The sequence below is a fragment of the Francisella orientalis FNO12 genome (genome assembly GCF_001042525.2).
Classification (GTDB): domain Bacteria; phylum Pseudomonadota; class Gammaproteobacteria; order Francisellales; family Francisellaceae; genus Francisella; species Francisella orientalis.
This window is the reverse complement of sequence record NZ_CP011921.2, coordinates 785,778-799,287: the sequence shown is the minus strand read 5'-3', so window position 1 is coordinate 799,287 and position 13,510 is coordinate 785,778. Positions and strand designations below refer to the sequence as shown.

Sequence of the window (13,510 nt, the reverse complement as noted above, 5' to 3'; positions counted from 1 at the left end):
TAAACTAGACTAAGTGTTGGAATTAAATATATTATGTCAATTTAAGCGTTAATAAAATATGCTAAAGTCTATGCTCGTTTACTAACCGCTACATTTGTCATATACACACCTAAGAATACTACTCCACCCAAAAGCAATGATAAGATAGAAATTGTTTCTCCATATAATACAAAACCAATCAAAATAACTAAAAATGGCATAGTATTTTGAAAAACAGCTGTCTTATAAACTCCTATTTCCTCAAGTGCTCTTAGATACCACAGATAAGCTAATACGGTTGCAAATGCCGCTATATATAGCATACTAATCCAAAACTTAATATCTGTATGAGCAAGTTCTGAAAAGTCTGATTTAAACAAACTCACTACAGCAAACATTATCATTCCAACTATAGCTCCATAAGTGTTAATCGTAATCATATTAACACCAGCTCTTACACAACATTTGCCAAATATCGCATAAGCCGAGAAACATAGGACAGCTAAGATACTTAATATTTCTCCTAGATTCATATTAATGCCCGTTGAACATTCCATAAAAGAATTACTAGAAAACATGACAACACCAATAGTACCTAGCAATGCAACCAATATACCAATCTTTGCTTGCTGATTGACTTTCATCTGAAACATATAACTAGATAAAATAGTTATCAAACATGGACTAAATGAAAATATAATAACAACAATATTTCCAGATATCAGTTTCTCTGCCCATAAGAATGCTATGTTATATAGAAATACCCCAAAGAATCCAACAGCTATAACATAAAGCCATTGCCTAAGATTTAAGCGTGGAAATAACGTTTTGGTAAAAAAATAATGAACAACAAGAAAAATAAGAGATGCCATAGCATAACGAATTAAGCCAACTAAATATATATCTACATACTCTAATGGAAGCGGAGCTATATGATACAAACTAGCCCAAAATACTAAGGCTAAGAATATTTTTACATACCCTTGCAGTAAAGAAGAATTCATGAGTTTTAGACTATCTGTTTTTTTATCAGATATTCTACTATACTCGGATCTGAAAGTGTAGATGTGTCACCTAAATTATCAAAATCATTTGCAGCTATTTTTCTCAATATTCTTCTCATAATTTTACCAGAACGAGTTTTTGGTAAATCTGGAGTAAACTGAATCACATCTGGACTCGCGACTGGACCAATTTCTTGTCTAATATAAGATACTAATGTTTTTCTGATACTATCAAGATATTCATCTCCAGCACCTTTGCCATCATGACCATCTTTTAGTATGCAATAAACATAAATCGCTTCACCTTTGATATCATGAGGCATACCAACTACAGCTGATTCTACAACACTAGAATGAGTATTCAATACAGATTCTATTTCAGCAGTTGCTATTCTATGGCCTGATACATTAATAACATCATCCATACGACCTTCTATCCAGATATAACCATCTTCATCTCTTCTAGCTGCATCACCTGAGAAATAGAAACCTTTGAAACTACTAAAATATGTTTGAATATATCTATCATGGTCACCATAAATAGTTCTAGCCATACCAGGAGTCGCAGTTCTAATACATAGAGCTCCTTTACCAACTCCTTCAATCTCTTTACCATCCGTATCTAATAAAGCTACATCAACTCCAAAGAAAGGTTTAGATGCCGATCCTGGTTTTAGTTTATGAGCACCTGGTAATGGCAGAATCATATGTCCACCAGTCTCTGTTTGCCACCAAGTATCAACAAGAGGTGCTTGATTATTTGCACCCTTCTCTACAAACCAGTTCCATACTTCTGGATTAATAGGTTCTCCAACAGATCCTAATACTATTAATGAAGTTCTATCTGAATCTTTAAGGTATTGATCGCCGGCTTTAATTAATAATCTAATCAAAGTTGGTGCTGTATATAGAGATTTCACATTATGTCTATCAACTTCTTTCCACATTCTAGAAGCATCTGGATATGTTGGAACACCTTCAAAGATTAAGGAGGTACAACCATTAGCAAGCGGACCATAAACAGCATAACTATGCCCAGTAATCCAGCCAATATCAGCTGTACACCAATATACATCATCATCTTTTAGATCAAAAGCTAATTTATGAGTCATACTTGCGTAAACAAGATAACCTCCTGAAGTATGAACAAGGCCTTTTGGAGTACCAGTTGAGCCTGAAGTATATAACATAAATAATGGAGTTTCTACATCAAAAAATTCTATCTTATGTTCATCAGAGACCTTAGCACACTCTTTCTCATAACAAAGATCTATATCGTTCCAAACCATATCCTTTGTTTTAGTTCTGCTCACAACTAATACATTCCTAACAAAGTCTAAACCAGAGATTGCTCTATCCACACTCTTTTTAAGAGGTATTCTCTTACCTGATCTGATACTCTCATCTGCTGTAATTACAAATTTACTATTTGCATTTATAATTCTCTGCTTAAGTGCCTCTGCAGAAAAGCCTCCAAATACAACTGAGTGCATAGCTCCTATACGTGCACAAGCAAGCATCGCATATATTGCTTCTGGTATCATTGGCATATATATAGTTACAACATCACCTCTTTTGACACTATTTGCCTCAAGTATATTAGCCATTTCACATACTCTGTGATAGAGATCTCTATACGTAATATTCTTAGTGTGATATGGATCATCAGCTTGCCATACAAAAGCGACCTTGTTTGCCTTGTCTATTAAATGCCTGTCAACACAGTTATAACAAACATTTAGCTCACCACCTTTGAACCATTGAATATCTACAGGATCAAAGCTACTTGCGAAAGCCTTATCAAAAGGTTTATGCCAGCTAATATAATTAGCCTGCTTCGACCAAAATGCCTCTGGATTTTCTATTGATTCTTTATACATGGCTTCATATTGCTCAGCATTAACATTAGCTTGAGCTATAAACTCTTCTGAAACTTGAAAATTTGAATATGACATATCTATTGATTTTAAAACGCAATTAAAATCATACTAGCATATTTACTAGAATTTTTGACTATGTTTATACTATCAATATTTAACAATATTTATCAAATATTGATAAATGATTATCGACTTTGAAGATATTCTTTGAATTTACTACCTAACTCTTTGTGCTGTAGAGCTATTTCATAGTTAGCGATTAAAAAGCCTAATTTACTACCACAGTCATAACGAGTACCTTTAAATTCATAAGACAGAATTTTCTCTTCTTGATCGAGTAGTTTAGCGATTGCATCAGTTAATTGAATCTCTCCACCTGCACCTTCTGAAGTTGACTCTAAACATCTGAAAATTTTGTTAGGCAATAGATATCTACCCACAACTGCATTAGTCGATGAGGCTTTTTCTGGAGCTGGTTTCTCAACTATAGCTTTGATGAGATTCTCACCATCTTTGGCTACGATACCATAAGAACTAGTTTCATCTTTTTTGACTTGCTGAGTAGCTATACATCCTCTGATATCAGTACCTTCTACAGCTTTCACCATTTGCTTAAGGGTACCAGTACCACAATCATGATTATAGATTAAATCATCCGGCAATATCACTGCAAAATCCTCGATTCCAACAAGAGGTTTTGCACATAGCACAGCATGTCCTAGCCCTAAAGCTTCTGGCTGACGAACAAAGAAAAAGCTTACATCTTTCGGAATTATGTTTTTAACTAAATCTAATAGTTCATACTTTTGCTTTTTCTCTAACGAATACTCTAATTCAAAATTTCTATCAAAATGATCTTCCAGAGATTTTTTGTTAGAACTTGTAACAAAAATAATTTCTTTACAGCCGGCTTCAATAGCTTCCTCAACAGCATATTGAATCAATGGTTTGTCTACAACAGTTAACATCTCTTTAGGACATGATTTGGTTGCTGGCAAAAATCTAGTTCCCCAACCAGCAACTGGAAAAACTACTTTTTTGATTTTCATTTAATCTCCTTGGTATCAGCTATCAGCTAAATGACAATATAAGCTTACATTAGTATTATAACCATTTACAGAGAGGTTGCTCAACATTTTAGACAATCTTTTTAGATCATTTGATCTTTTGACATATAGATCTACCAAGATTTCATTTTCAAAATAATATATAGACATTTTTTTATCTAAAATATTACTTTCGGCAATATTATTTTGAGCAAATATCGCTTTTATCTCAGATAATATCTCTATGCGAGAAGGTTCAAAATTTTCAAGCTTAATAACGCCGTTTTCATAATTTGTAACATCTACATGCACTGTAATATCCTTGATATTTTCGATATTATGATAAATATTACTTATAACAATCTCAGCGATATAATGTCCCTCAGAAGCTGTACTATACTTATCAACTAAAATATGAACATCTAGTACAATTTTACCAGCCATTTTTCTAGTTCTCAAAAAATGAAAATCTTGCACTCCTTCCGAATTAGTAATTATTTCTTTGATACTTTTACGTGTTTCAGCATCAACACCTTCATCGATAAGCTCAGCAACAGCAGAGTAACCCCACTTGACACCCATCTTAACGATCATATAGCAGACTACTAAGGCAGCGATAGCATCCATCCATGGGAAACCTAAAAAAGCGCCAATTAGACCAACTAATACAACTACTGAAGACCACATATCTGAACGACTATGCCAAGCATTCGCTCTTAGCATATCAGAATCAATTTTATTTGCAGCTCTCATAGTGTACTGATAAATAAACTCATTACCTAATATAGAGAAAATTGCTGCATATACAGTAAATCTATCTGGCGTTTCATACTCACCTACAATTAATGTAGCTAATGAGTGATAAACAATCATAAAACCTATAGATATAAGCAGACCAGAAAGCACTAATGTTGCTAATGTTTCCATTCTCTCATGTCCATAAGGATGATTATGATCCTCACCCTTATTAGCATACTTAGCAGCAAATAAAACCATAGCATCACTCAAAAGATCTGAAAATGAGTGAATTCCATCAGCAAATAACGCTGGCGATCGTCCTATGATTCCAATAAATGTCTTTGAAATAGCAAGTAATATATTTATAAACATACCTACTAGAGTAACTTTTTTGGTGATTTGATATCTAGTATCTGACATTTTCAAGCCTCTTTTATTAGATTAACTAAACAAATTTTAAGCAAGATAATAATGTGATGTATCAAGAATGTCTATTATAAATATAAAAATTATGACTAATCTTTAGTCATTACAAGTTTAAATAACAATATATGTGCAAAGATAGAAAAAATTATTGTTCCTATCCACCATGCTATAGGATAGTCCAAACTATGTACTGTTACATAATAAGCTGCAAATATAGATATTACAAACTGTAAGCTAGCCATTACTAATCCAGAATTCTAGCTCTTGCGTTTAATACCTTCTGAAATATGTGTTAAACAATTTATAATACTAAAAATTATAATCAATAATCCAAAACCAAGATTAATAAAGCTCAAAGTACCAAAAACTGCAAATGCTAACTACACCATAAGTATATTTATCCAAAATATCTTAATATCTGTAAGCTTCTCCTAACCTCGTGGCAGTCCCATAACAGTACGATTCATAAAATCTTTAAAACCGCCTGGTACATAGTGCTCTTCTGTCTGATGAAACAAATACATTGGAATGTTAATTAATCCCCAAAAATGTGGATCATATACAGAAAAATTAGCAAATAATAATACCGTAAAAAATATATCTGCCCATGGAGCTACTTTTGCCCAATTTTGATTTTTTGCTAAAAAACATATCGTCATCTAACCTTTAAATATAAGCTATACTATCGATAATATATTATCTTTTGTAAAAGTTACCATATAAATCTTCAAATATCTTAGCATTTTTGTCAAAAATAACCTTGCAATGCAAACAAATAATTGTATAATATACTCCATCAGTTCGGAGAAATGGCTGAGTGGTCGAAAGCGGCGGTCTTGAAAACCGTTGACTGTAACAGGTCCGGGGGTTCGAATCCCTCTTTCTCCGCCATATTAAAAGCTCACAGCAATGTGGGATTTTTTTATGTCCAAAGATCTTTATACTCATTATTTTTGTTTTGTATTGATCTAAGAATAAAAAAAACAGCTATTTGATTATCAACTTCAAAGGTTGTGATGGCTTTATAACTTGAACTAATAAGAATAAGATCTTCTTGCTTCTTTCTTAGCTCTACTTATAGCTGCTTTTTTAGCCATTTTTCTCTTCTGTGTTGGTTTTACGTAATGCTGTCTATCTCTAAGCTCTTGTTTGATACCCGCTTTTTCACAAGCTCTTTTGAAATTTCTTAGACTAATATCAAAAGGTTTTTTAGGGTCAACTATTATTCTGGGCATATTATCCTCTCTTAATTTTAGAATATTAAGAACTATTAGAGTTCTTTTAAGGTTAAAAATTATTATTAGCAAAATAGAAATGAAGTATCTAAAGAAGATTTAGAGGCTTTATTTTATTTATTCCCTACTAATAGTAATACAAAGCATCTACTAAAGATACATATTATAGAGACATATCTTAAATATAACTAAGATTATGCTCTTATTTCAGAGTATAATGATCATCTATTTAATAATATTGACTTAGAATGATTGATCCCAAAAGTACATTTATTAGTTTTGAAAATAATAAAATGTTAGAAATTATTTTTAATGATATAACTAATTTAGTTAAGAAAATAAGAAAATCAAAAAAAATAAGCATCGCTCAAGCTGCAGAGATGAGTATATTAAATACTGAAATTATGGAGCAGTTTATTAATTTGATAAACCATATGACAGATAGAGATTTTGATGACAATAAAGAATCATCGATGATAGAAAGTTGTTTAGATTTTCAAGATCTATGCCTATATCTAAAAGATATCGACAAATATGAAGAAGATTTTGATTTAACTAAAATACCGAGTTTTCACTAAAAAACTTTCAATTAGTGATTTGTTACTATATCATTAACAACAGTTATTTATATTGTAACTTTAATTTGACTACTACGAAACTAATAATCAGAAGTTTATTTCCAATATTCTATCCTTTATAAGTAAATCGTTAAAGTTTAAAACTAAGCCCAATGTGATTTAACTTATATAAAACAATAAAACAAAAGGAAATAAAACAATGAGACAAGGAACAGTTAAATTTTTTAATACATCTAAAGGATTTGGATTCATAGAGCCTCAAGATGGTGGTAAAGATGTATTCGTTCATATTAGTGCAGTTGAAAATGCTGGTTTAAGCTCTTTACGTGAAGGCGAAAAAGTAAGCTTTGAACTTGAAGAAAACAGAGGAAAAATGGCTGCTATTAATATCAAATCTATCTAATACCATTATCCTTATGATTTATAATTATAAGGATATTCTTTTTCTCTCTTTTGGAATGAGATTATCTTTTTATTCCTAACTAAGCCCTCTTTTATATCTGTGGCTTCTGATAATATTTTGCTCTTTGCTTTATTCTCTTTAACCAAAGTAATAGTCGATAAATAATCATTTATTACTTTGGATATAGATCGAGTAGCACTATCCCAAAGATAGTTTGATGCCTGATTGACTCCATAATAATCTATAGTCCCTACTTTAAACATAGGATTATTAAACGCAGTTACTTTAGCAAAAAAGAATCCCATACTTTCATTACAACTAAGATCTATAACCAAACATTTAGGACTTATCTTCTCAAGATCTTTTTCTTTTATAAACATAGTTGGTTTTATTAGATCTTGAGAGATTCCATTGACTATAATATCTGATTTATTAAGTAGTTCGACAAACTTCTTGCTATCAGATATATTTTTGGGTGATGTAATATATTTACATCCCTTGATTACATTCGGTAATGTTGCGATACTATAGCGTGTACATACGGTTATATCTTTATACTCTCTAGATAATAAAGCATGTATAGCTCCTCGACTTACTGATCCAAAGCCTATTACTAATATTTTCTTTTGATTACCATATCTACCATCAATACCTTTTAAACCAAGAGCATGTAACACAGCACCATAGCCTGCTAACTCATTTACCTCATGAAATACATTTTTCTTTATTTTTTCCTCATTATCACAGGAAATCATAGATTCAAAAGAAATAAGTGTTAACTTTTTATCAATAGCTAATTGTGCTATCTCCTTATCTCTAACACAATTTGTCCAGCCCCAGATTGTACCACCCTCTTTAATTTGAGCTAGATCTTTTGATGATGGAGCTAGCAATATTATATTGCCAATATTTTCCAATATTTCTTGGCGAGAAACTACTCCAGCTGTTAAGCTAGCAATTTTTTCATCAGAAATACCAAAAAATTCTCCATAACCAGCTTCAAACACGAGACTATTTCTAATATCTCTAGGTATTTTTAATAGCAGTTCTGGATTTATTGGTAGTCTTTGTTCATTTTGATCGCTTGAAGTCGCTATAACTCCATATAGTTGCTTACTCATATATAGTACCTTTTATATTTATCAACACTATAAGACCTGTAGAAATATTTCTTCGTATCAGTGTTAAAAGTTCGACAGATCAAAAAAAGCTGATAATTAAAGGTCTAGCTAATAATGAATTTTATAGAATTATTACCTAACATAATTCCACATACATACAGTTATATACTATAAAATCGCTATATAGATAAAAATAGGATGGTCAGTTTTGTTATAAGTATATAGATTCGAACTTATTATAACTTACAAATAAGGATAAAAATTTATCTAAAAATCTAAAGACAAGAATAATCGATTTATTTGTTTTTATAAGATTTTAAAACATTAACACTTCTTTTAATTAACTATGAAAAGATAGCCATTTCTTCGATGGATATCCTGGAATTTCTTTGGTCAATATAGGTACCATAAATCCTGATGAAATTTCTGAAAGCTTTTTCATAATATCTTTAGCAGTATCAACATTATAGTGTTTAGTCCCTGAGACAGTATCTAGTAAGTGTATATAGTACGGAATCACTTTAGCATTTATAAGCTTTGTACTCAAAGCATATAATACATTAGCATCATCATTTATATCTTTAAGTAATGTACTTTGATTTAGGATAATTATGCCATGCTTGTGTATTTCTTTTAAAATTTCACTAATACTATCATCTAACTCATTAGGATGATTCACATGTATCACTAATACAGTATCAAGCCTATGCTCTGAAAGAATTTTCAAAAGTTTAGTAGTCATTCGCTCTGGTAATACTATAGGTATTCTTGAATGAATCCTAAGCCTTTTAATATGAGATATTTGCTGGATATTTTCTACAAAAAATTCTAATATCTCATTGTTATTTAAAAGAGGATCTCCTCCACTTAATATAACTTCCTCGATACTTTGATCATTTGCTATATATTCAAATGCTTTTAACCAATCTTTTCTACCGGGAATATTTTCTCTATAATCAAACTCTTTGCGAAAACAATAGCGACAATGCACAGCACAGCTTGTTTGTGATATCAGCAAAACTCTACCATGATATTTGTGTAATAGTCCTGGCACTTTATTATAATTTTTTTCATCAAGTGGATCACTACTATAGGCTTGATCTATTACCTCTTCATCTACAGTTGGAAAAACTTGTTTAAGCAATGGATCATTAATATTACCTTTTTGCATCCTATCAGCAAATGATCTAGGTACTATCATTTTAAATTTCTTGGTTATATTTAATGAAACCTTGGCTTCTTCGCTATCTATTTCCAAAAACTCTAATAATTCTAAAGGTGAGTAGAAAGATTCTTTAAGGGCTTTTTTCCAGTCATTAGTAGACATCTATTTATATTTAAACTAAGATTTTTTGATCTTCGAATTCTCTCATATAACTATAGATTGTCAATTTGTTTATACTAGAAGATCTGTTCGATCAGTCTATTCAGAATGTTTTACACCTATATCTGCCAAAATTTTAGATTTAACTTTCAAAAGCTCTTTGATATAAAAATCTTTGTTTTCTGCATAACGATATTGAGGTATAAGAATAGAAATACCAAGACTACCTAAAAATGTATTTACAGCTACTGCCGTACTGACTATACCCTCTATTGTTTTACCATAATCATATTCAACACCATCTTCTCTAATCTTAGCAAGCTTATCAAATAGTTCCTTATTATTAGCAACCTCTTCACCAAAGATATCAATGATTTCTTCATCTGAATATAGTGCTAATAAAGCCCTGCCAGAGGCTGTATAATAAATTGGTTTTTCAAGTACACCTATTCTTGGAATTACTTGTAGCTCTCTATTTGCTATGAAACGGTGCATTATAATAAGATCTGTATTATTAGATTGTGTCAGGACAACTGTTTCGCGTATTTTTTCACTAAGCTTTCTTAATGAATTTTGTGTCAAAGAAACAATATCTGCATAAGATGATGAAGCTAACTTAAAAATACCAGATCCAAGTAAAATCTTACCAACACCTTCACTTCTTGTAAATCCTTCAGCTTCAAGGGCAGCAACTATCCTTTGGACTGTAGATCGTGGCAAATCAACTTTCTTTGCTATATTCCCCAAGCTCATCCCACCAGGCTCATCACTAATACTTTGTAGTACATTGATAGCTCTACTAATCACTTGGATTTTTTTTTCATTACTCATAAAAAGTTAATAATTTCAAAGGTTTAACAATATTTTGACTAATAATAACTTTTTTATATGAAATTACCAAAACATTATTGTGTCATTTAACGATACAGTGTATCATATAATTGTTTTCAGAAAAGTTACATAAATATTTATCCCCACAAACAACATTTAAAAAAAGTCTCATCCAGATAAGGAGCTTTATATGCCTGTAATTACTTTTGATGGTTTACTAATCTCTCCAATAATATTATTTTTGGCTATTGCAGCAATATTGACTATCACTACAAATCTAGCAATACCAAAAATCATACACGACTATATAGATCTTAAATTGTCTTGGTTTAACCTTGCATTATTTATTTGTTATTTAGGCTTAAGCATGCTGCTAATAGGAAACTAAAATGCCAAATAAAAAAACCAAAACCACTATAAGTGTTATTATAATTTGCGTGGCATTATTTTCTCTATATTCAATCTGGAGATATTATTTATATTCACCGTGGACAAGAGATGGTCGAATTAGAGCCAACATTATCACTATTGCACCAGATGTTTCTGGGTTTGTAACCAAAATATATGTATCTGATAACCAAAGAGTAAAAAAAGGACAATTAATCTTCACTATAGATAGAGATAGATATGCAGCAACTCTAGATGAAAAAGAAGCTGAGCTTAAGCATGCTATAATGCTATGGGAGCTAGCTGATCGCCAATATCAACGTAGAGAACAACTTGGCAAAGATGGTTCAATAAGCCTTGATACACTTGATGAATATCATATGCAAGTGAAACTAAAAAAAGCCGATCTTGAAAAAGCAAAAGCTGAAGCTAGACTTGCAAAGATTAATCTAGACAGAACAAGTGTCTATGCCCCAGCTGACGGCACTATAAACAATATTGAGCTACGACAAGGAAACTATGTTGTAGCAGCAAAACCAGTAATGTCTTTAGTTGAAGCTAATTCTTTCTATGTAACTGGATATTTTGAAGAAACCAAACGACCTAACATTAAAATTGGCGATAAAGCAAGTATTGAATTAATGAGTGGTGGAGAGCTACTACATGGACATGTAATAAGTATCGGTAAAGCAGTAGCTGATAACAATACAGATGTAAACAGTCAACTATTACCTAAAGTACAGCAGACCTACGATTGGGTGAGATTATCTAAGCGAATACCTGTTGATATAGCTCTAGATGTGATACCTAAAAGTGTCAACTTAATATCCGGTATTAACGCAACGGTAACAATACAATGATACAAAAGATATTAGATGAGCTACCAACAATTATAAATAAAGAAAATGCCATCTATACAATTAAGGCCTGTATATCTTTGACTATGGCTCTCTATATCTCTATGAGTCTAAACTTAGATAAGCCAATGTGGGCTATGATTTCTACACTATTTTTACAAACTCGTCCAGAAACTGGTTTTATTATTGAAAAAGCTCTTTTATTAATAGTTGTATCTTTTATTGGAGTGTTTGTTGGCTTTTTGATAGTTACATTTTTTTTGCCTTTTCCTATATTAGCGCTGATAGCTCTATGTACACTTATATCTATATCGATATTCTTCTCTGCCAATATGTCTCACCCAAACTTTATCTATGCTTTAGCTCTAGCAAATGTTACTTGCATAATTATTGTTTTTTACTCTATCGCCAATCCTATGCTCACTACTGAAGAGACTATTTTTCATACTGGATTCTCTCGCGTAACTGAAATATCTATTGGCTGTATTTGCTCATGTTTTGTAAATTACTATATATTCCCAGTTAAAGTTCAAAAAACATTGAAAAATGACTCTCATAAAGTACTTAACCTTACTACTGCATATATACAAGAAATGTTTTCCACACAGGATTTTATAAATAATCAAAAGTATAATTTAAAAGTTGAAGGAATTCTTAATAGCCTTGTAGCTCTTGATAATGACTTAAGTGCTGCAAAATATGAAAACCTAGATAAGAGTAGTTATCTTATATTTTCAAATGCTGTAGTCGAGCTAATAGAAGCCGTACACTCATTAAGAAAAAGTTTAGCCAAAACAAAAAATAATCCTACCTTACAAAATCACTTAAAAACAATCGCTAGTAGTTTAAATAATATTGATAGTTTAAATGATAATCTTAAAATCATCACCGACAATCAAAAATTAACTAAAGTCATAACAAAACTTATCAATCTAATATCTAGTTATAAAAACTTAGAACCTGTAAGTAATGAAAATAATATCGCATATAGCTTCATAAGATACACCAATCCAATTGTCACACTAATCGCTACGGCTAGGACTATAAGCCTACTCTTAATTATGTACTATATATGGGTTAGTACAGACGGTAACTCAAGCTTGCTGATGATGATTATTTTGCCTTGTGTATTATCGCAACTTTTTATATCAGCTCCTAGTCCTACTGATGCAATTGGAAAAAACATCATAGGTATAATAATATCTATACCAATAAGCATCTTTATAACTTTAAATTTACTCTCACAAGCTGTCGGGTATTTTGAGATATTAATTTTAATTTTATTAATCGTCTTATTTATTCCTATAGTCACGCTTAACGTCCCCAAATTGCAAATGTATAGTCTTGGATTTTATTTAGGGTTTGTATCTATGGTTCAGCCAAGTAATAATATGAGTTTTGAAATCACTTCATCATTTACTATAGCTATGAGCTCAATTATTGGATGCACTGGTCTTTGGTTAGCATTTAAACTATTTCCACTTACTCCTTATACTCTAAGTAGAAAAGTTGCTATTAAATCTATAATCAAAGATACACAAAAACTCAAAAAGCATGAAATTTCAAAAGAATATTATCAAGCAAGCTTAATCAAAAAGATTCTTAGTGTATATAGAAATAGAAAAGATGATCAATCATCAGAAAAGGATATTGAGTTTGCTTTACAAAGTCTTACAAAATGTTACTAATTCATATTAACTA

13 protein-coding genes, 1 tRNA gene and 1 pseudogene are annotated in these 13,510 nt (G+C 31.2%); 6 read left to right on the top strand and 9 right to left on the bottom strand.

What is annotated here, in order from left to right:
* Positions 1 to 68: 68 nt before the first annotated feature.
* From FNO12_RS04155 to FNO12_RS04135, 5 genes and pseudogenes are all read right to left on the bottom strand, one after another.
* A complete protein-coding gene (locus tag FNO12_RS04155; protein WP_014715339.1) occupies positions 69 to 983 on the bottom strand; it encodes a DMT family transporter in 915 nt (304 codons plus the stop codon).
* Between the two features lie 5 nt (positions 984 to 988).
* Entirely contained in the window at positions 989 to 2,938 is a 1,950-nt protein-coding gene (acs, locus tag FNO12_RS04150; protein ID WP_014715338.1) for an acetate--CoA ligase, read from the bottom strand.
* A gap of 110 nt (positions 2,939 to 3,048) precedes the next feature.
* Positions 3,049 to 3,912: a UTP--glucose-1-phosphate uridylyltransferase GalU gene (galU, locus tag FNO12_RS04145; RefSeq protein ID WP_014715337.1), complete on the bottom strand. Its 864-nt coding sequence runs from the start codon at positions 3,910 to 3,912 to the stop codon at positions 3,049 to 3,051.
* A gap of 15 nt (positions 3,913 to 3,927) precedes the next feature.
* Positions 3,928 to 5,067 (bottom strand): cation diffusion facilitator family transporter, encoded by a 1,140-nt coding sequence (locus tag FNO12_RS04140; RefSeq protein WP_014715336.1) that lies wholly within the window; start codon positions 5,065 to 5,067, stop codon positions 3,928 to 3,930.
* Between the two features lie 95 nt (positions 5,068 to 5,162).
* Positions 5,163 to 5,732 (bottom strand): annotated as a pseudogene (locus FNO12_RS04135) (HXXEE domain-containing protein).
* A 144-nt stretch (positions 5,733 to 5,876) separates the two neighbouring features.
* Here FNO12_RS04135 and FNO12_RS04130 point away from each other — a divergent pair.
* Positions 5,877 to 5,964 (top strand) — tRNA-Ser (locus FNO12_RS04130).
* 143 nt (positions 5,965 to 6,107) lie between these two features.
* On the opposite strand, the gene rpsU is transcribed toward FNO12_RS04130, so the two are convergent.
* Positions 6,108 to 6,308 (bottom strand): 30S ribosomal protein S21, encoded by a 201-nt coding sequence (gene rpsU / locus FNO12_RS04125; protein ID WP_014715333.1) that lies wholly within the window; start codon positions 6,306 to 6,308, stop codon positions 6,108 to 6,110.
* Positions 6,309 to 6,556: 248 nt separating this feature from the next.
* Between rpsU and FNO12_RS04120 the strand changes: the two genes are divergently transcribed.
* Complete coding sequence (locus FNO12_RS04120) at positions 6,557 to 6,886, top strand: hypothetical protein (protein ID WP_014715332.1); 330 nt, start codon at positions 6,557 to 6,559, stop codon at positions 6,884 to 6,886.
* Between the two features lie 199 nt (positions 6,887 to 7,085).
* Positions 7,086 to 7,289: a cold-shock protein gene (locus FNO12_RS04115; protein WP_014715331.1), complete on the top strand. Its 204-nt coding sequence runs from the start codon at positions 7,086 to 7,088 to the stop codon at positions 7,287 to 7,289.
* 11 nt (positions 7,290 to 7,300) lie between these two features.
* On the opposite strand, the gene FNO12_RS04110 is transcribed toward FNO12_RS04115, so the two are convergent.
* From FNO12_RS04110 to FNO12_RS04100, 3 genes are all read right to left on the bottom strand, one after another.
* Positions 7,301 to 8,410: a N(5)-(carboxyethyl)ornithine synthase gene (locus FNO12_RS04110; RefSeq protein WP_014715330.1), complete on the bottom strand. Its 1,110-nt coding sequence runs from the start codon at positions 8,408 to 8,410 to the stop codon at positions 7,301 to 7,303.
* Between the two features lie 340 nt (positions 8,411 to 8,750).
* On the bottom strand, positions 8,751 to 9,737 hold the full coding sequence (gene epmB, locus FNO12_RS04105; RefSeq protein WP_014715329.1) for an EF-P beta-lysylation protein EpmB: 987 nt from the start codon (positions 9,735 to 9,737) through the stop codon (positions 8,751 to 8,753).
* A 96-nt stretch (positions 9,738 to 9,833) separates the two neighbouring features.
* A complete protein-coding gene (locus FNO12_RS04100; protein ID WP_014715328.1) occupies positions 9,834 to 10,565 on the bottom strand; it encodes an IclR family transcriptional regulator in 732 nt (243 codons plus the stop codon).
* Between the two features lie 190 nt (positions 10,566 to 10,755).
* Here FNO12_RS04100 and FNO12_RS04095 point away from each other — a divergent pair, with 190 nt between their 5' ends.
* Genes FNO12_RS04095 through FNO12_RS04085 form a run of 3 tightly spaced genes read left to right on the top strand, consistent with a single transcriptional unit; the run spans position 10,756 to position 13,497 of the window.
* Entirely contained in the window at positions 10,756 to 10,953 is a 198-nt protein-coding gene (locus tag FNO12_RS04095; protein ID WP_004287616.1) for a hypothetical protein, read from the top strand.
* A 1-nt stretch (position 10,954) separates the two neighbouring features.
* Entirely contained in the window at positions 10,955 to 11,812 is an 858-nt protein-coding gene (locus tag FNO12_RS04090) for an efflux RND transporter periplasmic adaptor subunit (RefSeq protein ID WP_014715327.1), read from the top strand.
* Positions 11,809 to 13,497, top strand: a complete 1,689-nt coding sequence (locus tag FNO12_RS04085; protein WP_014715326.1) for an FUSC family protein — start codon at positions 11,809 to 11,811, stop codon at positions 13,495 to 13,497. The genes FNO12_RS04090 and FNO12_RS04085 overlap by 4 nt, the downstream gene beginning before the upstream one ends.
* The last annotated feature ends 13 nt before the right edge of the window (positions 13,498 to 13,510 follow it).